This is a genomic window from Halopseudomonas sp. T1L2 (genome assembly GCF_055397385.1).
Genome location: NZ_AP040865.1, coordinates 3,064,956 through 3,089,307, shown reverse-complemented (window position 1 = coordinate 3,089,307; position 24,352 = coordinate 3,064,956). Strand labels below are relative to the sequence as shown.

Genomic DNA, 24,352 nt, shown 5'->3' with positions numbered 1-24,352 from the left:
TAGCACCTACGAATCAAGCCGACTCAGTCAGCGCTTTCAACTGCTCGCGAGTGCTGCTCAGCAGCTCGGCAGACAGGGCTTCATCCTTGACGCTACGTGACAGCATCAGGGCGCCGACCATCGCGGAAAGCACCAGCATGGCCTGCGCGCGGCTGTCGTCGCCGTCCAGCTTGCCGGCGATGTTAGCCAGCCGGTCCTGCACCACCTCGTCGGTGATCTCGCTCTGCTGACCGCGCTGGCCCAGTTCGGCGGAGATGGTCGGCAACGGGCAACCCTGATCGGGGTTGGCCCGGTGGCCTTCGGACAGATAGGTATCCAGCAGCGCAGACAGCGGCACGTCCGGCCCGGTGTGCATGGCCAGCGAGGTCTTCAGGTTGTCGACCGCGTGGCGCAGGGCCTTTTCGACCAGTTCATCCTTGGATTTGAAATGCGCATAGAAACCACCGTGGGTCAGGCCGAGCGCCTTCATCAACGGTTGCAGGCCGGTCGCGCCGACGCCATCACGGCGGAAGCGGCGCGCCGCCTCGTCGAGAATCAGCTGGTGGGTTCTGGCCTTGTGGTCTTCTGAATAGCGCATAACGCCTCCGGTTATTGAATGCCGGTCATCATCTTACATCGATTGCCCGGCAACTGCCTCTGTCGATTCCACCTGAGCCGACGAACGTGCGGCCTTGCGCTCCAATACCAGCGCACAGAGCGCCGGCAGGAACAGCAACGTCAGCAAGGTCCCCATGGTGACCCCGCCAATCAGCACAAAGGCCAGCGACGACCAGAACACCGACAGGGTCAGCGGCACAAAGGCCAGCGCCGCCGCCAGCGCGGTCAGCACCACCGGCCGCGCCCGGCGCACCGTGGCTTCGATGATCGCCTCGCGAATCGCCATGCCCGCGTGCTGGTTCTGCTGGATCTGGTCGGTAAAGATCAGCGTATTACGCATCAGAATGCCGCCAATGCCGATCAGCGCCAGAATCGCGTTGAAACCGAACGGCTGGTTGAACACCAGCAACGCCGGCACTGCCCCGATCAAGCCCAGGGGCGCGGTAGCGAAGACCATGAACATCAGCCCGAACGAACGGACCTGGAACATGATCACTACCAGCATCAGCAGAATCATGATCGGGAACAGCACCGCCAGTGCCTTGTTGGCAATCGCGCTTTCCTCCACCGGCCCGCCGATGACGATGTGATAACCGGCCGGCAGGTTCTCGACGATATCGCCCAGATCCCGGTAGGCGGCCATCGCTGCATCCGGCGGCTGGGTCCCGGCAACGATATCGGCGCGCACCTCGAAGGTCAGCTCGCGGTCACGGCGGCGCAGGATCGGGTCCTCCATGACCGGCTCGAACTGCCCGACCTGGCGCAGCGCAATCGCCTGACCGGCGTCATTGGTGATGGTCAGATCATCGATGCTGTCCAGATTCTGGCGCTGCGTCTCGACCGCGCGCACCACCACCGACACCGTGCGCGTGCCCTCGCGCACCTCGGTGATCGGGTTACCCGAGAGCAGCGCGTTGAGCTGCGACTTGACCTGGGCCGGGGTAAAGCCGAGCAGGCGCAGGCGGTCCTGATCCAGCACCAGCCGGTAGCTGCTGGCCTTCTCACCCCAGTCGATAAAGGTGTCGCGGGTCAGCGGATTGGCCTCAACCCGCTCGCGAACCTGCTCGGCAATGGCACGCAGTGGCCCCAGCTCAGGCCCGCTGACGCGGAATACCACCGGGAACGGCACCGGCGGCCCGAACACCAGCTGGGTGACCCGCACCCGCGCCTCCGGGAATTCCCCGGCGCTGACCCGCTCACGCAGGCGCGCAATCAGCGCATCACGGGTGCCGGCGTCAGGCGTCTGCACGATCAGCTTGGCAAAGGCGGCATCGGGCAGCTCCGGGTTGAGCGACAGGAAGAAGCGCGGTGCGCCGCCGCCCACGTAGGAGTCGACCATCAGGGTCTGCGGCTCGGCCATGATCGCCCGCTCGACCCGCTCCACCACCGCCTCGGTGTTCTTGAACGCAGTGCCCGGCGGCATGTAGACCTCGACGATGACCTCCGAGCGGTCGGAGTTCGGAAAGAACTGCTTGTTGACCAGCTTCATGCCCATCACGCAGAGCACGAAAGCCGCCAGCACAAGAGCGGTCACCAGCCAGCGCTGACGCACGCAGAACAGCACGGCGCCGCGCAGGCGCTGATAGACCGGGCCATCATAAAGGGCATCATGGCCACCTGGCTTGGCGGCAATGTTCGGCAGCATCTTCACCCCGAGATACGGCGTGAACACCACGGCCACGACCCAGGAGGCAATCAGCGCAAAACCGACGATCCAGAAAATGTTGCCGGCGTATTCTCCGGCACCGGAGCGGGCGAAACCCACCGGCAGAAAACCGATGATGGTGACCAGCGTGCCGGTCAGCATCGGCGCGGCGGTGGACGACCAGGCGTAGGTAGCGGCGCTCAGCCGGTCCATGCCTTCTTCCAGCTTCACCACCATCATTTCGATGGCGATAATGGCATCGTCCACCAGCAGCCCGAGCGACAGGATCAGCGCGCCGAGGGTGATGCGATCGAACTCGCGGCCGGTCATCATCATCACCACAAACACCACCGCCAGTGTCAGCGGTACCGCTGCGGCCACCACCAGCCCGACCCGAAAGCCCAGCGCCACCAGGCTGACCAGCATCACCACAGCAAGCGCGACGAAGAACTTGAGCATGAACTCGTCTACCGCCTTGCGGATCTTGCTGGCCTGGTCCGAGACCTTGGTGAACTCGATGCCCAGCGGCAGATTCTGCCGGACCTGCGCCTCGTGCGCCTGCAGCGCACTGTCGAGGTCCAGCCCGTTGAAGTGCTTCTCCATGATCACGCCGAGCATCAATGCCGACTCACCCTGATGGCGAATGCGATAGCTCGGCGGATCTTCATAGCCCTGCCGCACCTCGGCCACATCAGCGATGCGCAAGACCCGGCCGTTGGCGACTACCGGTACGTTTTCGATCTGCTCCAGACTGTCGAACGCGCCATCAAGACGGATATAGGCCCGCGGCCCGGCGGTTTCCACCGAGCCGGACGGCGCCACTGCGTTCTGCCGCGCCAGGGCGGTAAAGATCTGCTCCGGCGTCAGCCCCAGGGTTGCCAGCCGCTGATAGGAGAACTCGACGTAAATGCGTTGCGCCTGTTCTCCGAGGATGTTGACCTTCTTCACCCCCGGCAGCTGCAGAAAGTCCTGACGCATGCGCTCGGCCAGCTGCACCAGCTGGCGGTGTGGCAGTTGCCCGGCCTCCAGCGCGTAGAGCGCGAAGTAAACGTCGTTATATTCATCGTTGAAGAACGGGCCGGCGACGCCATCGGGCAGCTTGCTGGCTTCATCGCTCAGCTTCTTGCGCGTCTGGTAAAACAGTTCGGGCACCAGCGCCGGCGGGGTGGAATTGAGAAACTGCACCTTCATCGACACGAAACCCGGCTGCGCGGTGGTCTCCACCCGGTCGTAGTAGTCCAGCTCCTGCAGCCGCTTTTCCAGCCGGTCAGCGACCTGCTCCTGCATTTCCCAGGCCGTCGCACCCGGCCAGACGGCGGTGATGGTCATCACCTTGACGGTAAACGAAGGGTCTTCAGCCCGGCCCAGCTTGCTGAAGGCAAAGGCCCCGGACAGCAGCACGGCGATGATCAGAAACAACGTGACGGCGGGGTTGCGGACCGCCAGCGCAGACAGATTGAAACGGCTCATGTCAGAGGCTCCGCGCGGTTTCGGTCCCGGCCAGCTGGCCCTCCGGCAACGGCTTCACCGCATCCCCCTCATGCAGCAGGTGCGCGCCCAGCGCCACCACCCGCTGACCATCCTCAAGACCACCGCTGATCACGGCGAACTCCTGTCCGAGTCGCGCAACCTCAACCGGGGTAAAACGCACCCGGTTATCCGCGTCGATGACCCAGACGCCGGTGCCAGCACCCTGATCCAGCAGCGCGCCGAGCGGCACCTGCAGCTGCGGCGTGCTCTGGCTGTCCTGCAGGCGGATGCTCACGGTCGAGCCAATCGGCAGCGGCTCGCCCGTGGTATCAAGCACATAGCGCGCGCGGTAGGTGCGGGTGACCGGATCAGCCACCGCCGACAGTTCACGCAGGGTCGCGCCAATGGGAGTATCGGGTTGCCCGAACAGAAACGCCTGGGCCGGGCTGTCGGCCAGCGCCCGCTGGGTTTCCGGAATGCTGATCACTGCCTCGCGGGCGCCGCTATGGGCCAGCTGGGCGACCACCTGACCGGCAGCCACCACCTGACCCTGATCTGCCAGCACCTCGGTAATCACCCCATCGGCGTCGGCGGTCAGGGTGGAATAGCCGCGGCGGTTTTCCACCTGGGCGGCGTCGGCGCGGGCCGAGGCCAGATTGGCTTCGGCGACGCGCAGTTCGGTTGCCAGTTGATCGTAGGCCTGGCGGGAGACGGCGCCGTTATCTGCCAGCTGGCGATAACGCTGCTCGTCGTTCTGCAGCTGGCGCACCGACGCCTCGGCCGAACGCACGCGCTGCCGGGCCGCGCGCAGGGCCAGCTCGAAATCGTCCACATCCAGCACCAGCAGCACATCCCCGCGCTTGACCCGGTCGCCGGGATCGACACGCCGCTCGATCACCTCACCGGCGACGCGGAAACCCAGCTCGCTTTCGGTGCGGGCAGCAACAACGCCGGTAAACAGGGCACCATCGCGGGTAACCGGGTGGACCTCCATCGACAGCACCAGCCGCGCCGGAGCCTCGCTGTTATCGGCAACGGGTGCCGCTTCCTCGCGGCATCCGAGCAATCCACCCAGAATTCCTACCAGCACGACCAGTTTGGCTGCGGACCTCATGTGTTCTCCCTGCGGGCCAGCTACCGGCCCTGTTGTTATCTGAATTCAGACAGGCGTTTAAAAGCGTCGGCGAGGCAGCCTGCGCTAGGCGGAAGCGGTCGAAAAAGCGCAGTTTACAAATAGTAAATGAGCATTTTGAGAGTGCTTCCAACACCGCGCAGGCAACGCAGCCAGCTTTTCAACTGCCTGTCAGATGGCTTCCAGCAGCGTCGCCACCCCCTGACCACCGGCAATGCACTGGGTGGCCACAGCGTAACGGCCGCCCGTGCGCTTGAGCAGCGCCGCCGCCTTGCCGGTGATGCGCGCACCGGTCGCACCCAGCGGATGCCCCAGCGCCAGTGCGCCGCCGTCCAGGTTGACGCGTTCCAGCGGCATGCCCAGTTCCCGCAGGCAAGCCAGTGACTGGCTGGAAAACGCCTCGTTGATTTCCATCAGGTCGACATCATTGATTGTCAGACCGCCGCGGGCAAGTACTTTACGCGTCGCCTCGACCGGCCCCATGCCCATGATCTCAGGTGCGCAGCCACCCACTGCGGTGGCCTTGATGCGCGCCAGCATCGGCAGATTGTGGCGCCGGGCAAAGTCTTCGGTGCAGACCAGCACCGCGGCGCTGCCGTCGGTCAGCGGCGAGGATGTACCGGCGGTGACAACCCCGCCAAAGGCCGGTTTCAGGCCAGCCAACGCCTCCATGCTGGTCCCCGGACGGATGCAGCCATCTTCGCTGACCACCCCGTCCGGCGTCGTAACCGGCACGATCTCATCGGCCAGCAAGCCCTCGTCACGCGCCTTGGCGGCCTTGCTGTGCGACAGCACCGCCAGCGCATCCTGGTCCTCGCGGCTCACATCAAAGCGCCGCGCCACTTCCTCGGCGGTATGCCCCATCGCCATATAGACCTCGGGAAATTCCTGCAGCAGGGTCGGATTGGGTGAGGGGGTAAAGCCGCCCATCGGCACCCGGGTCATCGACTCGACCCCGGCAGCGATATAGGCCTCACCGGCGCCGAGCAGCAGTTGCCCGGCGGCAAAGTGGATCGCGGTCATCGACGAGCCGCAGAAACGGTTCACCGTCACGCCACCCAGGGTCTCGGGGAAGCCGGCACGGAAGCTGGCAATACGCGCGACATTGGTGCCCTGTTCACCCTCGGGGTAGGCGCACCCCATGATCACGTCTTCCAGCAGGGCAGGGTCCAGATCGAGCTTTTCCACCAGGCCACGCAGCACCTGTGCGGCCAGATCATCCGGGCGCAGATTGATCAGCCCACCCTTGCGGGCGAACTGGAATGGGGAACGCAGATAACCGGCGATAACGATGGAGGTCATGGCATTGCTCCTTGGGGTAAGAGGGCGCTGACGCCTTTTGAATTACAGTCATAATTTAAATGGACACATTTAAATGTCAATCATAATTTAAAGTAGCAGAGGTCACCGCGCGCCCACACGTCTTGCGCAGGGTCACGACATGCCGTGACCGGCATGAGAGCTAAACGCTTGTCGCCTGGCCGTACATCACGCTTTACTCCATAGACCGATCGGTCTATAACTAGCGCCATGAGTAAAGAAGATAGCCGCCACATCCTCGTCAAAACCATGCAGAGCGCCTTGCAAAGCAAGGGGCTGCACGGCGTTGGCCTGAACGAGATCCTGAAAACCGCAGGTTTGCCGAAGGGCAGCCTGTATTACCACTTTCCCGGCGGCAAGGAAGAGTTGGCGCTGGCTGCCATTGCCAACGCCGAGCAGGAGATGACGCGGTTTCTGGAGCAGATGTTTGCCCGCTTCGATGACCCGCTTGAGGCACTTGCCGCCTGGATCGACAGCGCGCTGCAGCGTATCGCCGCCAGCAGCTTCAAGCTCGGCTGTCCGCTGGCCGCCGCCGCGCTCGACTGCTCGCCCGAGGACACCGACCTGCTGTTGGCGCTCAACGGCGCGTTCAACAATCTGAGCGACCTGCTGACCCGACAGATCAGCCGCGCCGGCTTCCCCGCCGAGGCCGCCGCCGACCTCGCCGTGCTGGTGCTGACCAGCTACGAGGGCGGTCTGATGATGGCCCGCGCTGCCGGCAGTACCGACCCGATCGAGCGTTCGTTTCGCGCCCTGCTCAGTCACGTTCGCCTGCAACAAAAGGAGTTTGCCAATGGCCACTGAATCGCTCGCCCCGCAAGGCCTGACCCTGACCGCCGCCGACGGCTACCAGCTCGCCGCCACCCTGTACCCGGCCAGCGAACCACGCGGGCAGATTTTGGTCGGCAGCGCCACCGGTGTGCCGCAGGGCTTCTACCGGCGCTTTGCCGAGTTTGCCGCGAGTAACGGCTTCACCACTCTGACGCTGGACTACCGCGGTATCGGCGCTTCGGCTCCGGCCAGCCTCAAGGGCTTCGAGATGGATTATCTGGACTGGGCCGACAAGGACCTCGCCGCCGGCGTCGACTATCTCGACCAGCAGGATCTGCCGCTGTATCTGGTCGGCCACTCGTTCGGCGGTCACGCCTTCGGCCTGCTGCCCAACCGCGATGCCATCGACGCCGTCTACACCTTCGGCACCGGTGCCGGCTGGCACGGCTGGATGCCCAAGGGTGAGCGCCGCAAGGTGCAGTTCATGTGGAATCTGGTGCTGCCGCTGATCGTCGCCATCAAGGGCTATCAGGCGTGGAACTGGCTGGGCCTCGGTGAAGATCTGCCCAAGGGCGTGTACCGCGACTGGAAACACTGGTGCCGCTTCCCGCGCTACTTCTTCGATGACCCGAAGATGGCCTGGCTGAACGAGCACTTTGCCGCCGTGCGCACGCCGATTGTCGGCGCCGTCTCGCTCGACGACCTGTGGGCCGGCCCGGAGTCGCGCGACGCCTTTATGAGCGCCTTCAGCGGCGCCGCGTATCAACCAAGGGATATCGACCCCAAGGCCCTCGGCCTCAAGCCGCTGGGCCACATGGGTTACTTCCGCCCCTACGCCGAACCGCTCTGGCGCGATGCGCTGGACTGGTTCGCCAGCCAACCCCAGGCTGCCGCTGCGGCCTGATCGACTCAAGGAACACGCAATGAACCCGAAAGACATGACCGGCCTGCAGATCATGCAGGCCGCCGCAGCCGGTCACCTCCCGATTGCGCCCATTGCCAAGACCATTCCGATGCAGGTCAAGCTGGCCGAAGAGGGCCGCGTGGTGTTTGAAGCCACCGCCGACGAAACCCACACCAACCCGCTCGGCGGCGTGCACGGCGGCTTTGCTGCGACCGTGATGGACTCGGTCACCGGCTGCTCCGCGCACACCACCCTGGGCGCGGGCGAAGGCTACGGCACCATCGAACTCAACGTGAAGATGTGCAAACCCGTGCCCTTCAACAAAACGCTGATCGCCGAAGGCAAGGTCATCAACAAGACCCGCCGGCTGATCATCAGCGAAGGGTATCTGCGCGACGAAAGCGGCTCGCTGTATGCGTACGCCACGGCGACCAATATGATTCTCAGCTAGAAGCTGGAAGCCTCAAGCCTCAAGCCTCAAGCCTCAAGCCTCAAGCCTCAAGAATGGTGGACTCCGGGAAGGCCGAGTTCCAACTCGGCCACCGCTATGCACCCACGTCCGCTGGTCGAGCGGGAGCACCTCACACCCCCGGCAACACCTTCAACAGCGTCAGCAGCTCACGCGCCGCCTTCTCCGATGACGCCGGGTTCTGGCCGGTGACCAGCAGGCCATCGACCAGCACATACTCGCCCCAGTCTTCACCTTTGCTGTAGACGCCGCCCTTGTCCTTCAACGCGTCTTCCAGCAGCAGGGGCACCACATCGCTCAGGCCTACCGCGTCCTCCTCCGCATTCGAGAAGCCGGTTACCCGCTTGCCGCCAACCAGTGGTTCGCCATCCGCCGCCCGGGCGTTGAGCAGCACCACCGGCGCATGACACACCGCGCCGATGGGCTTGCCTGCGCGGGAAAAGGCATTGAGCAGCGCCACCGAATCCGGATTGTTGTGCAAATCCCACAGCGGGCCGTGGCCGCCGGGATAGAACACCGCATCGAAGTCGTCTGCCGACACCTCACTCAGTTTCACCGTCTGTGCCAGCTGCGCCTGGGCGGCGCTGTCGGCGTCAAACCGCTTGGTCGCCTCGGTCTGCGCGTCCGGCTCGGCGCTCTTGGGGTCCAGCGGAGGCTGGCCGCCCTTGGGCGAGGCCAGGGTGATTTCGGCACCGGCGTCGCGCAGCACGTAATAGGGCGCGGCAAACTCCTCCAACCAGAAGCCGGTTTTATGGCCGGTATCGCCAAGCTTGTCGTGTGAGGTGAGAACCATGAGAATCTTCATATCGCTCCTCTCTACAATCGATGAACCAACGGCTGTGACGCGAACGCGCGCCAGACAGCATGAATACACAGTAAATCCGGCAGCAATCGACGCAAATGGTTCAGTCTCGCCGCGCCGGTGACAGCACAGGACAACCAGCAACCATGCAGCCGCTACAACTCAACTGCGACATGGGCGAAAGCTTCGGCGCCTGGACCATGGGCATGGACGAGGCCGTGATGCCGCATGTGCACAGCGCCAACATCGCCTGCGGCTTTCACGCCTCCGACCCGTCCACCATGCGCCGCACCGTCGCGCTGGCGGTGCAGCACGGCGTGCGCATCGGCGCGCATCCGGCCTACCCGGATCTGGTCGGCTTTGGCCGCCGCTCGATGGCCTGCTCCGCGCAGGAAGTGGAAGACCTGCTGCTCTATCAACTCGGCGCGCTCGACGGCATCTGCCGCGCCGAAGGGGCCAGCCTCAGCTACGTCAAACCCCACGGCGCGCTCTACAACGACATGATGAAACAACCCGCGCTGCTCACTGCGGTGATGCGCGCCGTCTCCCGCTTTAACCCGCAACTGCCGCTGATGCTGCTGGCCCGCCGCGACAACAGCGAGGCCGAGCGGCTGGCCGCCGAGCAGGGCATCGGCCTGCTGTTTGAAGCCTTCGCCGACCGCGGCTATGACCCGGACGGCTACCTGCTGCCACGCAACCAGCCGAGCGCCGTGCACCACGACCCGGAGCGCATCCTGGCCCAGGCGCTAGCCTTCGCCCGCGGCGAGCCGATCACCGCCAGCGACGGCAGCCAGCTAACCCTGCGCGCAGACAGCCTCTGCGTACACGGCGACAACGCCGAGTCGGTCGCCGTGGTCGCCCGTATCCGCGCCGCACTGGACGCGCTGTGAACCTGCGTATCGAAAGCGCGGCCATCGACAGCCTGATGGTGCGGCTGTTTGATCAGATCGACGAAGCCAACATGCCCTGGCTGATGGCCGCCGCCGAAAGGCTGCGCCAAGCCTTCGGCGCGCAGCTGATCGATCTGGTGCCGTCCTACACCACCTTGCTGCTGCACTACGACCTGCACGCCCTGAGCGAAACGAGCACCATCGCGCTGATTCAACGCAGCCTTCACAACCTGCAGCCGCTGGCGAATGAGACCGGCACCCTGCACGCCCTCCCGGTCTGGTATCACGAGAGCGTCGGCCCCGAACTGACCAGCATCGCCCAACGCGCCGGGCTCACCCCCGAGCAGGTGATCGAGCAGCATTGCAGCCGCGACTACCCGGTGTTCACCCTCGGCTTCGCACCCGGGTTTGCCTACATGGGGCTGGTAGACGAAGCGCTCGCCTCGGCCCGCCTCGCCACCCCGCGCCAGCGCGTGCCCAAGGGCAGCGTCGGCATCGCCGAACGGCAAACCGCCATCTACCCCCTGACCTCACCCGGCGGCTGGAACCTGATTGGCCGCTGCCCGCTGACCCTGTTCAGTGCCGAGCGCGGCAGCCTGCTGCAACCCGGCGACCGGGTGCGCTTTGTGTCCATCGACCACGCTGAATTTATCCGCCTGGGCGGCGACGACACCGTGATGGAGGCCAGCGCGTGATCGAACTGCTGGTCGAACACAGCCTCGGCTTTGCCCAACTGCAAGACGGCGGCCGCTTTGGCGTGCGCCATCTGGGCATCACCCAGGGCGGCGCGCTGGACTGGGTCGCCATGCAGCAGGCCAACTGGCTGCTTGGCAACGCCGCCGATGCCCCCGTGATCGAAATCCCCCTTGGCGGCCTGCAACTGCGCGCACAAACCAGCGGCTGGCTGGCACTCACCGGCGCTGACCTGGATGCGAAACTCGACGATCTACCACTGGCACCCGGTCAGGCATTCCAGCTACGCCACGGCCAGACCCTGCAGTTCAACAACCCCAGACGCGGCGTACGCGCCTACCTCGCCACCCCCGGCGGCTTTGCGGCAGACCCGGTGATGGGCGCCGTCGCCACCGTCATGCGCGAACAGCTTGGCGGTTTGCACGGCAACGGCCGCGGCCTGCACAACGGCGACCGCCTGCAGGGCAAGGCCAGCAACGCCGAACCGCGCACCCTTCCGGCAGACGCGCTCTGGTATCCGGGCAATGAAGTCGTGCTCGACCTGATCCCCGGTGCGCAAATCGCCGCCTTCGCCGGTGTCAGCCTGTTCGCCGCCTTCAACCAAAACTGGACCCTCGACCAACGCGCCGACCGCATGGGCATGCGCCTCACCGGCCCCGTGCTGCGCTACCAGGGCCAGGCCCTGATCTCCGAAGGCATCCCCCTCGGCGCCGTCCAGGTGCCGCCAGACGGCCAACCAATCATCCTGATGAACGACCGCCAGACCATCGGCGGCTATCCCCGGTTGGGCGCGGTAACGCCGCTGTCGCTGGCGCGGTTGGCGCAATGTGCGCCGGGGCAGAAGGTAAGGTTCCGGGTGGTGAGTCAGGAGGCCGCGAGGAGGGAGTTACTTGCGGCGATAACGGCGTTGGCGACGCAGGGGCAGCACACCCCACCCTGATCGTTCCCACGCTCCGCGTGGGAATGCCTGTCAGGACGCTCCGCGTCCAATGCTTGCGGCATCGAACTATTGCTGCGCGGCTTTCTGGATTGTCTTTCGCCTTCTCCGGCGAGCCAAAGGGGGCCGCTTGCCCGGCCCCCCTTAGCAATCCCCCGGGGCACCCGACTACGCGGCCCTTCGGGTTCGCTGCGTTGCTCAGGCTGACGGGGAGTCATAAAACTCGTCGCTTCGCTCCTCAGACATCCTATGACTCTTTTTCCCGTCAGCCCTGCGCTACTCGCCCGCGTAAACGGGACTGGGGTCCGTGCAGTCGCCACGTCCGCAGTTGCTCAGCAATGCCGCGCTACTTGATCTAGTCTTTAGCCGTATTCAGGGTTGGCAAACGCGTCTTGTAGTAGCACTATCGAATTACCGCACTTCTCGCGGCCCCGTCAGGAGGCATGGATGCTACATAAACTCGGCTCAGTTCACCTCGAATACCCAACAGCCCCCTCGCCTGCGTGCAAGCCTTCGTCGTCGACCAGTGGAATATTAAGTCTCGCGCGGCTCAACGTTCGGCACCAGCGCGAGGAGGCTGCTAATACTTTGAAATATAAGAGAATATAAGGCCGCCGCGTCCGGCGCTATGCAGCGTATTAAAGTTAGCGCGATCTAATCACTGTTAGCCATACATCGCGGAACAGTGCTAAATCCAAGGCAATATATAACCATTTTAAAAATTAAAGGTCGTGATGTGAAAGCTATTGCACAAGTAAAATCTATTGAAGACCTAAAAAAATTAGGTGCTATCGATAGGATATCTCAGGATATTAACGAAAAAATATCTCCCTTGAAAGTTTCAGCAGCTTCTTATGAAGAGCTGTTTGACTTGGTTACATATCTACAAAAAAATTGGCTACCTTTTCGTCAGGGATATTTTTTAAGCAAAAGAATGGAGTACATATATTATCTTCTCGAGCATGACGGGGAGAAACGCGAAAAGCTGCTAGGCATAAACGATAAAATATATGCCAACCCTAAAGATGCAAAACGTTGGTATAAGAAAATTGCACAAATCATTCGCGCCGACTTGGCGGATTGCGACGAAGCAAGAAATGCATTCCATAAACTCAATGAGATATATGAAGATTTAACCGAAGAAAACGCTTTTGGTGATAATGATGTGTGATGATGAAAATAATCAAATCGTTATACACTCCTTGTCGTCTACACCTCTAAATTTCCCTGCTCCATCCGAATTTGTTGGAAAAGATTATGCCGAGAAAACACGAAGCATAATTCAACAACACGGTGTCCGTGACAGTGAAGGGAAAACTGCTCTAAATGCAAGAGGCTTACAGCATACTTTGTGTACCGACTCTGTAGGGGCAAAGAAATTTTACAACAGGCTTCCAGATGCGGATAAATTTAAGGTTGGAGATGAACGATATGTAAGAGTCCCAGCTTTGAAACGAGAGTTAGATGAGAGAATTGAGAAACCGTTTGACGCTAAAAAAGTAGAGCAGATGAAGGAAAACGAACGCTGCCTAATTGCGCTTCGTGATAATAGTGAATCACAAAGGGCGCGTGCGCTCAATGAAAGTAAGATTAGAAGTGGGCAGCGGTCGTTAAAGCAGCAAAAAATAGCTCGAGACAATGTTACGGCATGCGAGCATTCAGGAGCACCGTTACAACCCAATGCTCATGCTCACCATAAAGAAAGAAGAGCCGACAATCCCGATTTGGCATTAAATTTAGACAATATCGAAGTCGTAAATCCTGAGCCACATGAAGAGCACCATAGAAAGGAAAATAAAATTGATTTCGACTGAAAGGCTAACAAAGCATTGCAGCGGACAAGCCGCCGAATACGACGTTAGCAATTATTCAAAACCACATGATTAGCGAAGTTAATTATGATCGATAAAACTATTACCAATCCAGGCTTTCACAGGCAGTTCAACTTATCCAGATTTAATGGAGAAGAAAGGCGTATATTGGAGAAGCTTTCACAGGATTGGTATATGACTAATTCGGGTGAAGAGATATATATTGCACAATCAAAATATAACTATTTTTTGATGAAGCCGTCCCAACGCACCTCTGAAATGTTTAATATTGAACGTGAGATTGTTTGTGTTCTGAGTGACTATGAGAACTTTGAGCCGCGTTCACTTGATTTTTTCGATGAGGTATATAGAAGGCTTCCTAAGCTTCGTGCAGAAAGCATGTGCGGGGTTCTATTTTCTAGAGCTGTAAATGTAGAAGAAAAAGTCGAAAGATTACTTAAGTCTGACCCTGAGAACCAAATAATAATACCCGCCTCTTATGAAGAACTAATTCATGGTGATGCAGTAAATATTTTGGAAAACAAATTCAGGAAGCATTTTTATTCTCGTGATCTTTTTTCCTTTCTATCACCATTAAAGCGAGATCTCTATTTCTTCGGTCGAAACCCTTTAATCACTGAGATAGTTAATAGATATCGCTCTGGCGAGCATACTAGCCTGTTCGGCTTGAGAAAAAGCGGTAAAACATCAATAGTCTATGCGTTAGAGAGGAAACTTTCTGCTCATAATGATCAAGTCGTTTCCATAGACTGTGAAAGCCCCTCCATACATCTACTTAGATGGAATGAGCTTTTAGAGAAGCTAGTTAAACTTTATCACAAGGAAAAGGAGTCGAGATTAAAAATTACGACAGAGGGCCGCTATAATGAAAAGAACGCTGCAGACAGTTTTGAAGAAGATATTTTAAAGATTTATCAGTCTAAAAAAAGACATGGCACATTATTTATCTTTGATGAAATTGAAAGAATAACACCAAATACAGCATCATCACCTCACTGGAGCGAAGAAGAGGACTTTGTATATTTTTGGCAAACACTTAGAGGTTTTTATCAAAAACACCCAGAGGTGTTCTGCTATATGTTGGTTGGCACTAATCCGGGCTGCATAGAAACACCACACATAAAAGATCATGACAATCCTATATATGCCTCGATGCCTAGTCAGTATGTACCTCTTTTTGATGTTAACCAAGTTTCAGAAATGGTGTGTAAACTAGGAAGCTATGTGGGCTTGAGGTTTGACAGCCTAATTGCAGCTAAATTAAAGGAGGATTTTGGAGGACACCCATTTTTAATCAGACTGAATCACACCGGGTTTCATGGAGACCATTTCGTTTAAGTCAGGCGGCCATGGCCTGACCGGTGTGTTGCTGGTAGAAGTTTGCCTCAGCTTCTGCCGGCGGTATATATCCAATCGAGCTCAGTAGCCGTTGGTGGTTGTACCAGTGAACCCACTTCAAGGTGGCGATTTCGACGGCTTCGCGGCTCCGCCAGGACTGCCGGTAAATCAATTCCGCTTTGTACAAGCCATTGATGGTTTCCGCCAAGGCGTTGTCGTAGCTGTCTCCTTTGCTACCAACAGAGGGCTCTATTCCAGCCTCAGCGAGACGCTCCGTATAACGAATAGAGACGTACTGACTACCCCTATCGCTATGGTGGATCAGACTGTCCGTGTGGCTTGGCTGCCGGGCGTAGAGTGCTTGCTCCAGGGCATCGAGCACGAATTCCGTTTTCATGCTGTTGCTCACACGCCAGCCGACGATGCGTCGTGCGAAAACATCGATAACAAAAGCTACATAGAGCCAGCCCTGCCACGTTGATACGTATGTAAAGTCTGAAACCCAAAGCTGATTGGGACGGTCAGCATTGAACTGGCGCTGAACCTTGTCGAGCGGACAGACGGCTTTGCCATCAGGCACCGTGGTACGAACTACCTGGCCGCGCCGGACGCCCTGCAATCCCAAGCGGCGCATCAGCCGCGCAACGGTACAACGGGCAACGTGCACCTTGTCGCGCCTGAGTTGCTTCCAGACTTTCACGACGCCGTAGCACTGCATGTTGTCCTCCCATACACGCTTGATGTCCTCACACAGCAGATCATCCTGTTGGGCGCGAGTGCTTCGCCGCTCAGGCTGTCGAGCACGTGCTGCATGCAGGTAGTAACCGGACGGAGCGATCTGCACCACGCGGCAGATCGACTCGACCCCGTAACGGTCACGGTACTCGTCAACGAAGGCGTTCAGGGTTTGTTGCGGCGGTCGAGCTCCGCCTGGGCAAAATAAGCACTGGCCAGGCGGAGGATCTCGTTCGCTTTACGCAGCTCACGGTTCTCGCGCTCCAAGGCCTTGATACGATCCCGTTCCTCAGTCGTCTGACCGGGTCGCTGGCCGTTGTCGGTCTGGTGTTTGCGCACCCAGCCATGCAGTGTCTGCGGAACACAACCAATCTTGGGTGCAATGGATTCGATGGCTGCCCACTCGGATGGGTAGTCCTTCAAGTTCTCCAGAACCATGCGCACAGCACGTTCACGGACTTCAGGGGAGTAGCTATTGGATTTCTTCATGCCTCATTCTCTCAAGAGTTGAGGCCTCCACGAAACCCGGTGTGATTCAGACAGGTTTGTAGTCATATTCATAAGCTAGCCAGTAGCAATCGACCGACGGACGTCGATATAACCCTATACAGGAAAGCGAAAGAAAAGTTCTCTTTAGATTCTCATGGCTATTTAGATATGATGCTGAAGGTTCTAGTCGACTGGTATCCTGATGAATATGAAATGATTAAATTCTTGGCAAATAATGACCTTGAAAGCTTTAGTTCTTTAGCCGAATCAGACCCTGCATTGGTGCGTCATTTAATTGGATATGGCGTGGTTAAAAAAGGCGTCTCAGGCTACTATTTCAATATAGACAACTTGTCTGAGTTGCTGAGAAATAAACATAAAAAACAAAACTTAACTATGACATCAGAAGAAAAAGTCCAAGAAATATCCGCGCGAAGAAATAGCTTTGAGAAAAAGCTAAGAAGCGTCATTAGAAATACATTAATAATCTCAAAAGGCAAAAGAAAAGCCTATGAATCTGTTACATCTGCAATATCTTCAACTAGAAGAGAAGGTTTGTCGGGACATGATCTTGATAACCTTCTCAGCAAGGACTCTTCACCGCTATTCTTTCTTGAGCTTATAAATATTGTAAAAAGAGACTGGCCTGTATTCGAAAATATTTTTGATATGAGCAAAGCAAAATTTGAAGTTATGCTAGAAGAGATAAATAAGGTAGGCAGGCCTGATGCTCACGCCAAGGATATTAATGACACGGATTTCAATCAGCTAAGGATTTATTTTGATAAATTAGAAGCTGTCATTGATGACGTGTCTTTTTAAATTGGCTATTGCTAAAAAAACGCTGCTATCGGAAAAATTTTACGCTGCACTCAAAATTTGCCGCAGAGCGTGGCGTTACGCGGTTTCCAAACTGCATTTTCTAAGTCATATCGTGCCTAGTCCATGACCGTATAAAACTCGAGCCTTCGGCCATCAGTAAGAACGCGATCCAGTGCACGGGCCCAAGGGTCCCCGTTTACGCGGGCGAGTAGCGCAGATTTATCGGGAAAAAGAGCCACAGGATGTCTGAGGCTCGAAGAGCCGAGTTTTGTGGCTCCCCGATAAATCGAGCAACGCAGCGAACCCGAAGGGCCGCGTAGTCGGGGTGGCCTAGGGGGTGCAGGGGGAAATGGCCATGCATTTCCCCCTGCTCGCCGTGAAGGCGAAAGGCGGGGCGGAACACAGCACAAAGGCAACGAGCGTGCACGCCAGCACGGGCACGGCATGCCGTGCCCCTACGCAGGTGATTGCGGATACCCCGCGTGGGGGTGATTACTCGGGGCGACGTACGCACTCGGTCAGTCGATCACCCACTCCGCCACGGCAACGCCGGCGCCGCCAACCGCTTCCCATCAAACCCCGCCACCTTGCCGAAGCGCGCAGATTCCGCCTGCCACTCCCGCGTTGCCTCGATGATGTATTCCCGGCTGTAGCCGACAAAATTCCAGAACATCAGCACCTTCTCGGCCGGTTCTCCGCCGATGAAGATGAGGCGGCTGCCGGGGGTTAGGGTCAGGTGCAGGGTGCTGGTGCCGGGGTCTAGGGCGGCGAGTTCGTTTTCGGCGAAGCGTTCGCCGTCCAGTTCCAGCTCGCCTTCCATCACCAGCAGGCCGTGTTCAAAGGCGGGGTTGAGGGTCAGTTCGCAGCTGCCGCCGTTGGGGCTGTGGATGTCCAGCCCGAGCAGCGGGCTGTAGACCTCGACCGGGGAGGTGTGGCCGGCGAAGTCGCCGACCAGCAAAGTGAAGCCGATACCGCTCTGCTGCCATGTCGGCAGGTCGGGGTAGTGGGTGAAGGCGGGCTCTGCATCGGCCATGTGCGGTGGCAGGGCGATCCACAGTTGGGCGGCGTGCAGGCGGTCGGTGGCGGCGGTGGAGTCTTCGGTGTGGCTGATGCCGCGGCCGGCGGTCATCAGATTCACCTCGCCGGGGCTAATCAGTTGTTCATTCCCGAGGCTGTCGCGGTGCAGCACGTCGCCTTCGATCATCCAGGTGAAGGTCTGCAGGCAGGTGTGCGGGTGGGCGCCCACGTGCATGCCTTCTCCGGATTCAAAGCGGGCGGGGCCGGCGTGATCAAGGAAGCACCAGGCGCCGATCTGGCGGCGCTGGCGGGTGGGCAGCACCCGGTTGACTGGCAGGGTGCCGCCGATTTCGGCAGTGCGGGCCACGATTCGCTGTGGTGCAGGTGTCGGCATGGGACGGTTCCTCCGTTGCTGGGTCGCCGGGCGACATAACTCGATACACACGGCGCGGAAACTCGGGCACGCCTCCACGGTCGGTGTTTCAACGCCAACAATGATCATGCGGCCACCCGCGGCCCGAGGCAATGCCATGCAGGAACAGAGTCTGCCATCCCGCCATCTGACCCGGCGCTATCTGCCGGCCCGCTACCTCCCGCTACTTGCCACCCTGAGCTGCCTGTTGCTGCTCGCTGACGACGTTATCCAGCAGTGGTTTACCAGCATCAATCACGCCGAGCTGGAACTGCGCTATGTGCTGGTGCTGTGGCTGTTCAGCCTCGGCCTGTGGCTGGCTGCCAACCGCTGGCTGACTGCACTGGTGCTGACGCTGCTGGCAGGCATGCAACTGATCCAGTTGGGCAACATGGCCTACACCGGCATGCCGTTGCTGCCCTCCGACCTGAGCGGGCTGTTCGGGGAGTTCGCCGATGTGCAGCAAACCGCCGTCGCCCAGCTCGGCAATCACTGGCATGTGCTGCCCAGTGTGCTGCTGCCCTACGGCGCGCTGTTTGTGCTGCACATGAGCCTGACGCCACGGATCTCTCCGCGTGCGCGCTGGGTGGGCTGGATTCTGGTGCTGATCGTGCTGGCAGCCAAACCCTACCGGGCAACCTACCGCGACATGACCCACTTCATGCCGGGGCCGACCCGCTCGTCGCTGCACAACAGCCTGAACAGCTTTGCCTTCTACGCAGTGAACCTGGCTGGCCGTGAGCAGCAGGCACTGCCGCAGAGCCCGTTCCAGCCCTACCAGGTGAGCTTTGCCGCGCCCACGGCAAAACACGTCTGGATCGTGATGGCCGACTCGCTGCGCAGCGACCGGCTGGGCGTCATGGGCTACCAGCGCGATACCACGCCATTCCTGTCCCGGCTCAGGGACGACGGCGAGCTGCTGGTACGCCAAGGCATTGCCGCGGGCGTCTCCACGGCGGTCAGCCTGCCGGTATTTCTGAACCTGATCCGCGAGCCGGGCCAGAATCACCTGTTGCGCGAGCAGCCGCACAACCTGTTCCGGCTGGGCCGCGAACAGGGCTTCAATACCTTCTGGCTGTCATCCCAGGAGTCCAAGCTGCTGACCTTCGCCGGCAAGCGGTTTATCGACGTGTCGATTACCCGCGAGGACTTTCCGCTGCTGTTCTCCCAACGGCAGGACCACGCCCTGAGCGACCTGCTGCCACGCAAGCAGTGGGGCGAGCGCAACCTGGTGATGATCAATCTGCGCACTGCGCACAGCCCGTACGATCACAACTACGAGAACCACGACGAGCCGATTGCCCGCTGGCCCACAGACGGTCCGCTCAGCCGTGACGTGCGCGAGGGTAATGCCTATGACAATGCGGTGCGCTACTTCGACGATGTGGTCGCCGATATTGTCGCCCAGTTCGATCAGCTGGAAGGCGAGCGCTATCTGCTGATTACCGGCGACCACGGGCAATTGCTCGGCGAGAACGAGGTCTGGGGCCATAACCGGCTGTTGCCGCCGGTGGTAGACGTACCGGTGATGGTGCTGGCACGGGATGCACCGCAGGAGGCGCTGGACGATCTGGCCGGCCAGCGCTGGGTCAGTCACTACGAAGCCGGTCTCTGGCTGGCCCAGCGCCTGGGCGCGCGGGTGGTCAATCCCAATGCCGACCCGAGCGTGCACTTCGTCAAGGGCAAGCTGCTGCTCGGCGATAACAGCATCATGCAGGTGAAAGAGTCCGGTGAGGGTCTGCAGTTCAGCGAACCCATGCTGCTCAGCAAGTGGCTGCAGGGCCCGGCCCAGCGCACGCTGCCCGCACCCGATAAGCCAGCGGATCCTGGCTGATCGGGTACGGGGTCAGACCCGCCGCCCTTCGACCGGGATCTGGTAGAACAGGCTGTAGATCACCGGCAGCACCACCAGGGTGAGGATGGTGGCAAAGCCCAGGCCGAACATGATCACCACCGCCATGCTCTGGAAGAAGGCGTCGGTGAGCAGCGGCGCCATGCCGAGGATGGTGGTCAGCGCGGCCATGGAGACCGGGCGTACCCGGCTGATGGCCGAGTCCACCAGGGCGCTGTAGGCCTCCTTGCCGGAGTCGATCTGCAGGCGGATTTCATCAACCAGCACGATGCCGTTCTTGACCAGCATGCCGCTCAGACTGAGGAAGCCCAGCAGCGCCATAAAGCCGAACGGGATACCGGTAAGCAAAAAGCCGAGGGTCACACCGATCACCGCCAGCGGTACGGTCAGCCAGATGATGGCGGCGCGCTTGAGCGAGTCGAACAGCAGGATGGTGATCAGGAACATCGCCAGATAGCCAAGCGGCAGGCTGCCGAACACCGCTTTCTGGGCATCTCGCGAGCTTTCGTATTCCCCACCCCACTCCAGACTGTAGCCCCGCGGCAGCTCGATCGCCTCGACCTGCGGACGGATGCGGGCGAACAGTTCGGCGGCGGTCTGGCCGCTGATGATGCTGGGGTCGGCCTGCACGGTCAGGGTGCGCTTGCGGTCCTCGCGCAGGATCAGCGGGTCCTCCCAGTCGGTGACAAAGCCGCTGACCACCTGGGTGATCGGAATATAGGTGCTGCGCGCCGAGCTCCAGACCAGCAGGTCGTTGAGGGTGCTGGCATCCAGGCGCTCGTCTGCCGGGGTACGGGCGACGATGGGCAGCATGCGGGTGCCGTCACGGTAAAGCCCGACGTTGACGCCGCTGAAGTTCATTCTCAGCAGGGTATCCAGATCACGCTTGTCGACCCCCAGTTCACGCGCCTGCGCCTCGGCAAACTGCGGCCGGACCAGCTTGGTGCGCTCGCGCCAGTCGTGCATCACGGCATCGGCGACCGGGTCGGCCTTGATGATGTCGATCGCCTGCGCACCGAGCGCGCGCAGCACCTGCGGATCGGGCCCGGTGAAGCGGGCTTCGATCTTGCTATCGCTGCCGGGGCCGAGCATCAGTTGCTTGAGCTTGACCTTGGCGGTCGGGTGCTGCTGCTTGAAGTACTCGTCAAGCTGGGCAATCAGCGGGGCGATCTGGTCGCGCTGCTCGGTACGGACCAGCAGCTGGGCATAGTTGGCGTGAATGCGCTGGGGGAAGTAGGTGAGGATAAACCGCAGCGCGCCCTGACCGATGGTCGACGTCACCTCGGTCACGCCGTCCTGCGCCAGCACATGACGATCAATCTCGGCCACCACCTGCTCGGTGTAGCGAATGTCGCTGCCCTTGGGCAGCCAGACATCGACAAAGAACATCGGCGTATTGGACGGCGGAAAGAAGCTTTTGCGCACCTGACTGAACCCGCCGACCGCGACCACCAGCAAGGCGGCGAGCATGATCAGCGTCAGCACCCGGTGGTGCAGGGCGGCGGCGAGCAGTTTGCGGTACAGCACGAAGACGATGCCGCGGTAAGGGTCCTGCGGCTCGCTCTGTTCGCTCTGCGCGGTCTGATCGCGGAAGAACAGGCTGGCGAAGAAGGGTGTCAGGGTGATGGCGGTCACCCAGCTCAGGGTCAGCGAGATCAGCAGCACCTGGAACAGCGACAGGCAGTACTCGCCGGTGGAGTCGTCCGACAGCCCGATGGGGGCAAAGGCGATGATGGCGATGGCGGTGGCGCCGAGCAGCGGCAGGTTGGTCTGACGCACGATGTCGCCGGCGGCCTGCAGGGTGGTCTGGCCGCGCTGTCGGCCGACCAGAATGCCTTCGACAATGACGATGGCGTTGTCCACCAGCATCCCCAGCGCGATCACCAGAGCGCCGAGCGAGATGCGCTGCAGCTCGATCCCCAGCATCTGCATGAAGATAAAGGTGCCGAGCACCGTCAGCGCCAGCACCAGGCCGATCAGCAGGCCGCTGCGCAGGCCCATGAAGACCAGCAGCACCACCACGACGATGGCCACCGAGGCCAGGAAGTTCCAGACAAAGCCGCCGACCGACTGCTCCACCTCGTCCGCCTGGTTGTAGAACACGTCGACGTGCATGCCGGCCGGGCGCTCTGCGTCCAGCTCGGCCAGACGTGCGGCTACCGCGTTGCCCACATCGACCACGTTGACGTGGGCGGCGTAGGATACGCCCAGCCCCAGCGCGGCCCGACCCTGGGCTCGGTAGAGGCTGGTCGGGGTTTCGGCAAAGCCGCGGCTGACCCGCGCCACATCGCCCAGATACACACGTTTGGAGCTGCCGGGCTGGCTGATGATCAGCCGCTCCAGTTCCTCGACATCCTGAAACTCACCGGTCGGATGCAGGCGGATCGACTCGCTGCCGACCAGCATGCGGCCGGCATCCGAGACCACGTTCTGCCGGCTGAGCAGGTCGTAGAGTCGCTGCGGGGCGATGCCCAGCGCGGTCATCCGCGCACGCGAGATTTCCAGGTGCACCTGCTCCTGGGGCACGCCGGCCAGAGAGACCTTGCCGACGCCGTTGACCAGCACCAGCTCGCGGCGCAGGTAATCGGCGTAGTCGCGCAGCTCGCGGTAGTCGTAGCCGTCCCCGCTGATCATCATGAAGGAGCCGTAGACGTCGCTGAAGTCATCCTGAATCTGCGGCTCGCTGACGCCCGGCGGCAGATTCGGGCGCAGGTCGTTGATGCGCCGGCGCATCTCGTCCCAGATTTGCGGCAGCTGGTCCGGGCCGTATTGTTTCTGCACCTCGACAATAATCTGCGACAGCCCGGCGCTGCTGGTGGAGGTAATGGTGTCGATATACGGCAGCTGCTGAATGGCGTTTTCCAGCGGGTAGGTCAGCTCCTCCTCAACCTGCTGCGGGGAGGCGCCGGGGTAGGGAGTAATGACCATCGCCATCTTCAGGGTAAAGGCCGGGTCTTCCAGCCGCCCCAGATCCAGGAAGGCGATGATCCCGCCGATACCGAGCAGCAGCGCCACCAGCCAGCTGGTGACCCGGCGCTGGATAAAGTATGCGGCTATGTTCATTTACAGCCCCCGCTCACGAACCCAGGGGCGCACCACCTGACCGTCACTCAGCTCGGCGCCGCCGGCGGCGACGATTCGCTCGCCGGTCTGCAGACCGGTCAGCACCTCGATACCGTCGCGGGTCAGCTGCCCGACGGTCACGGCCCGGGCAACAACCTGCAGCGCGCCGTCCTGCTCGGCGACCACCCAGACCTGGCGATGCTCGCTGTCTTCGCTGTCCGGGCTGAATACCGCCTCTACCGGCACCACAACCGGAATCTCGGCCTGGCGGCTGATCTCGGCAAAGTTGACGATCACGGTGGCGCTCATGCCCGGCAGCAACACCAGACCATCGGGGATCGGCATGCTCAGGGTAACGTCATAGGCCAGGGTCGAGGGGTCCGGCTGGCTGGCGTACTCCTTGTAGTCGGCGTCAATCAGCGCCTCGGGGTAGTTGTCCAGCCGCACCTTGGAGCGCAGCTCGGCCGGCTGCAGGTCGCGGCGCAGGTTGCTCAAGAGGTTTTCCGGCAACTGGAACACCACGTCCATACTGTCGCCACTGTAGAGGGTCGCAATCGGCTGGTTCGGCTGCACCACCTGGAACTGCTCAACGTGGGTGCGGGCCACCACGCCGTCAAACGGGGCGGTAATGCGCGTGTAGGCCAGTTCCTGACGCGCCAGATTGAGCGCCGCCTCGGCCGAGTTGAACTGCGCCTTGCGCTGGTCGTATTCGGCCTGCGACACCATCTGCCGCTCAACCAGCTGCTCCATCCGCGTCAGCTGGCTGCGGGTCAGGTCATAGCTGGCCTGGCGATCACTGAGCTTGAGCCGGTAATCGGTATCGTCCAGCCGGGCGATCAGATCACCGCGCTGCACCTTTTGGCCCTCATGAACCTCCAGACTCTGCAACTCGCCGCCCAGCCTGAAAGACAACTGCGCCTCTTCCGGGGCCTTCAGCCGGCCCGGGAACTCGCGAATGCGCTCCGCGCCCGGCTCGGTGACGGTAAACAGCTTGACCGGGCGGGGCTTGTCCGCCTGCGGGGCGGGCGGTTCGGAACAGCCTGCGAGCGAGGCGGCAACGACAATGGCCGAAAGACCTGTGGCAATCCAGCGTGCGACGCAATCCATAGGTAACCTGTGACGTAGATGGCAAAAAGAAGGAAAAATAGCTGACGGCATTATA

20 protein-coding genes and 1 other annotated feature are annotated in these 24,352 nt (G+C 60.6%); of the genes, 11 read left to right on the top strand and 9 right to left on the bottom strand.

Annotated features, from left to right (window positions below; translation table 11 throughout):
* Window positions 1–13: 13 nt before the first annotated feature.
* From ACZ5WQ_RS14655 to ACZ5WQ_RS14640, 4 genes are all read right to left on the bottom strand, one after another.
* Window positions 14–577, bottom strand: a complete 564-nt coding sequence (locus tag ACZ5WQ_RS14655; RefSeq protein WP_464382562.1) for a TetR/AcrR family transcriptional regulator — start codon at window positions 575–577, stop codon at window positions 14–16.
* A gap of 33 nt (window positions 578–610) precedes the next feature.
* Window positions 611–3,712 (bottom strand): efflux RND transporter permease subunit, encoded by a 3,102-nt coding sequence (locus ACZ5WQ_RS14650; protein WP_464382561.1) that lies wholly within the window; start codon window positions 3,710–3,712, stop codon window positions 611–613.
* A gap of 1 nt (window position 3,713) precedes the next feature.
* Window positions 3,714–4,826, bottom strand: a complete 1,113-nt coding sequence (locus ACZ5WQ_RS14645; protein WP_228245582.1) for an efflux RND transporter periplasmic adaptor subunit — start codon at window positions 4,824–4,826, stop codon at window positions 3,714–3,716.
* 189 nt (window positions 4,827–5,015) lie between these two features.
* A complete protein-coding gene (locus ACZ5WQ_RS14640; protein ID WP_269688276.1) occupies window positions 5,016–6,146 on the bottom strand; it encodes a thiolase family protein in 1,131 nt (376 codons plus the stop codon).
* Between the two features lie 228 nt (window positions 6,147–6,374).
* Here ACZ5WQ_RS14640 and ACZ5WQ_RS14635 point away from each other — a divergent pair, with 228 nt between their 5' ends.
* Genes ACZ5WQ_RS14635 through ACZ5WQ_RS14625 form a run of 3 tightly spaced genes read left to right on the top strand, consistent with a single transcriptional unit; the run spans window position 6,375 to window position 8,290 of the window.
* Window positions 6,375–6,968, top strand: a complete 594-nt coding sequence (locus ACZ5WQ_RS14635) for a TetR/AcrR family transcriptional regulator (protein WP_464382560.1) — start codon at window positions 6,375–6,377, stop codon at window positions 6,966–6,968.
* Complete coding sequence (locus tag ACZ5WQ_RS14630) at window positions 6,958–7,839, top strand: alpha/beta hydrolase family protein (protein WP_464382559.1); 882 nt, start codon at window positions 6,958–6,960, stop codon at window positions 7,837–7,839. Before ACZ5WQ_RS14635 ends, ACZ5WQ_RS14630 begins: the two co-directional genes overlap by 11 nt.
* A gap of 19 nt (window positions 7,840–7,858) precedes the next feature.
* On the top strand, window positions 7,859–8,290 hold the full coding sequence (locus tag ACZ5WQ_RS14625; protein ID WP_464382558.1) for a PaaI family thioesterase: 432 nt from the start codon (window positions 7,859–7,861) through the stop codon (window positions 8,288–8,290).
* Between the two features lie 130 nt (window positions 8,291–8,420).
* Here ACZ5WQ_RS14625 and ACZ5WQ_RS14620 read toward each other — a convergent pair whose 3' ends face one another.
* Window positions 8,421–9,113, bottom strand: a complete 693-nt coding sequence (locus ACZ5WQ_RS14620) for a type 1 glutamine amidotransferase domain-containing protein (RefSeq protein ID WP_228245577.1) — start codon at window positions 9,111–9,113, stop codon at window positions 8,421–8,423.
* A 143-nt stretch (window positions 9,114–9,256) separates the two neighbouring features.
* Between ACZ5WQ_RS14620 and ACZ5WQ_RS14615 the strand changes: the two genes are divergently transcribed.
* The 6 genes from ACZ5WQ_RS14615 to ACZ5WQ_RS14590 all read left to right on the top strand — a co-directional run bounded on the left by ACZ5WQ_RS14615 (window position 9,257) and on the right by ACZ5WQ_RS14590 (window position 14,800).
* Entirely contained in the window at window positions 9,257–10,000 is a 744-nt protein-coding gene (locus ACZ5WQ_RS14615) for a 5-oxoprolinase subunit PxpA (RefSeq protein WP_464382557.1), read from the top strand.
* Window positions 9,997–10,695, top strand: a complete 699-nt coding sequence (gene pxpB / locus ACZ5WQ_RS14610) for a 5-oxoprolinase subunit PxpB (protein ID WP_464382556.1) — start codon at window positions 9,997–9,999, stop codon at window positions 10,693–10,695. The genes ACZ5WQ_RS14615 and pxpB overlap by 4 nt, the downstream gene beginning before the upstream one ends.
* Window positions 10,692–11,633 carry a 5-oxoprolinase subunit C family protein gene (locus tag ACZ5WQ_RS14605; protein WP_464382555.1) on the top strand — a complete coding sequence of 314 codons (942 nt, stop codon included), beginning with the start codon at window positions 10,692–10,694 and terminating at the stop codon, window positions 11,631–11,633. The genes pxpB and ACZ5WQ_RS14605 overlap by 4 nt, the downstream gene beginning before the upstream one ends.
* Before the next feature lie 733 nt (window positions 11,634–12,366).
* Window positions 12,367–12,801 (top strand): hypothetical protein, encoded by a 435-nt coding sequence (locus ACZ5WQ_RS14600; RefSeq protein WP_464382554.1) that lies wholly within the window; start codon window positions 12,367–12,369, stop codon window positions 12,799–12,801.
* Window positions 12,794–13,444 carry a hypothetical protein gene (locus ACZ5WQ_RS14595; protein ID WP_464382553.1) on the top strand — a complete coding sequence of 217 codons (651 nt, stop codon included), beginning with the start codon at window positions 12,794–12,796 and terminating at the stop codon, window positions 13,442–13,444. The genes ACZ5WQ_RS14600 and ACZ5WQ_RS14595 overlap by 8 nt, the downstream gene beginning before the upstream one ends.
* Before the next feature lie 84 nt (window positions 13,445–13,528).
* Entirely contained in the window at window positions 13,529–14,800 is a 1,272-nt protein-coding gene (locus ACZ5WQ_RS14590; RefSeq protein ID WP_464382552.1) for an ATP-binding protein, read from the top strand.
* Window position 14,801: 1 nt separating this feature from the next.
* Here the strand turns inward: ACZ5WQ_RS14590 and ACZ5WQ_RS14585 are convergent.
* Window positions 14,802–16,024 (bottom strand): IS3 family transposase gene (locus ACZ5WQ_RS14585; protein WP_228246832.1). Its coding sequence is split into 2 segments (ribosomal slippage): window positions 14,802–15,739 and window positions 15,739–16,024, totalling 1,224 coding nucleotides; the frame shifts between segments, so codons are not numbered across the junction.
* Window positions 15,630–15,746, bottom strand: a sequence feature (AL1L pseudoknot). It overlaps the preceding gene by 117 nt.
* 168 nt (window positions 16,025–16,192) lie before the next feature.
* Between ACZ5WQ_RS14585 and ACZ5WQ_RS14580 the strand changes: the two genes are divergently transcribed.
* Window positions 16,193–16,846 carry a hypothetical protein gene (locus tag ACZ5WQ_RS14580; RefSeq protein ID WP_464382551.1) on the top strand — a complete coding sequence of 218 codons (654 nt, stop codon included), beginning with the start codon at window positions 16,193–16,195 and terminating at the stop codon, window positions 16,844–16,846.
* A 526-nt stretch (window positions 16,847–17,372) separates the two neighbouring features.
* On the opposite strand, the gene ACZ5WQ_RS14575 is transcribed toward ACZ5WQ_RS14580, so the two are convergent.
* Entirely contained in the window at window positions 17,373–18,257 is an 885-nt protein-coding gene (locus ACZ5WQ_RS14575) for a pirin family protein (RefSeq protein WP_464382550.1), read from the bottom strand.
* A 136-nt stretch (window positions 18,258–18,393) separates the two neighbouring features.
* On the opposite strand from ACZ5WQ_RS14575, the gene ACZ5WQ_RS14570 reads away from it, so the two are divergent.
* A complete protein-coding gene (locus ACZ5WQ_RS14570; RefSeq protein ID WP_464382549.1) occupies window positions 18,394–20,109 on the top strand; it encodes a sulfatase-like hydrolase/transferase in 1,716 nt (571 codons plus the stop codon).
* Between the two features lie 12 nt (window positions 20,110–20,121).
* On the opposite strand, the gene ACZ5WQ_RS14565 is transcribed toward ACZ5WQ_RS14570, so the two are convergent.
* Both ACZ5WQ_RS14565 and ACZ5WQ_RS14560 read right to left on the bottom strand, forming a co-directional pair.
* Entirely contained in the window at window positions 20,122–23,190 is a 3,069-nt protein-coding gene (locus tag ACZ5WQ_RS14565) for an efflux RND transporter permease subunit (protein WP_464382548.1), read from the bottom strand.
* Window positions 23,191–24,297, bottom strand: coding sequence for an efflux RND transporter periplasmic adaptor subunit (locus ACZ5WQ_RS14560; protein ID WP_269688293.1), 1,107 nt, complete (start codon window positions 24,295–24,297; stop codon window positions 23,191–23,193).
* Between the last annotated feature and the right edge of the window lie 55 nt (window positions 24,298–24,352).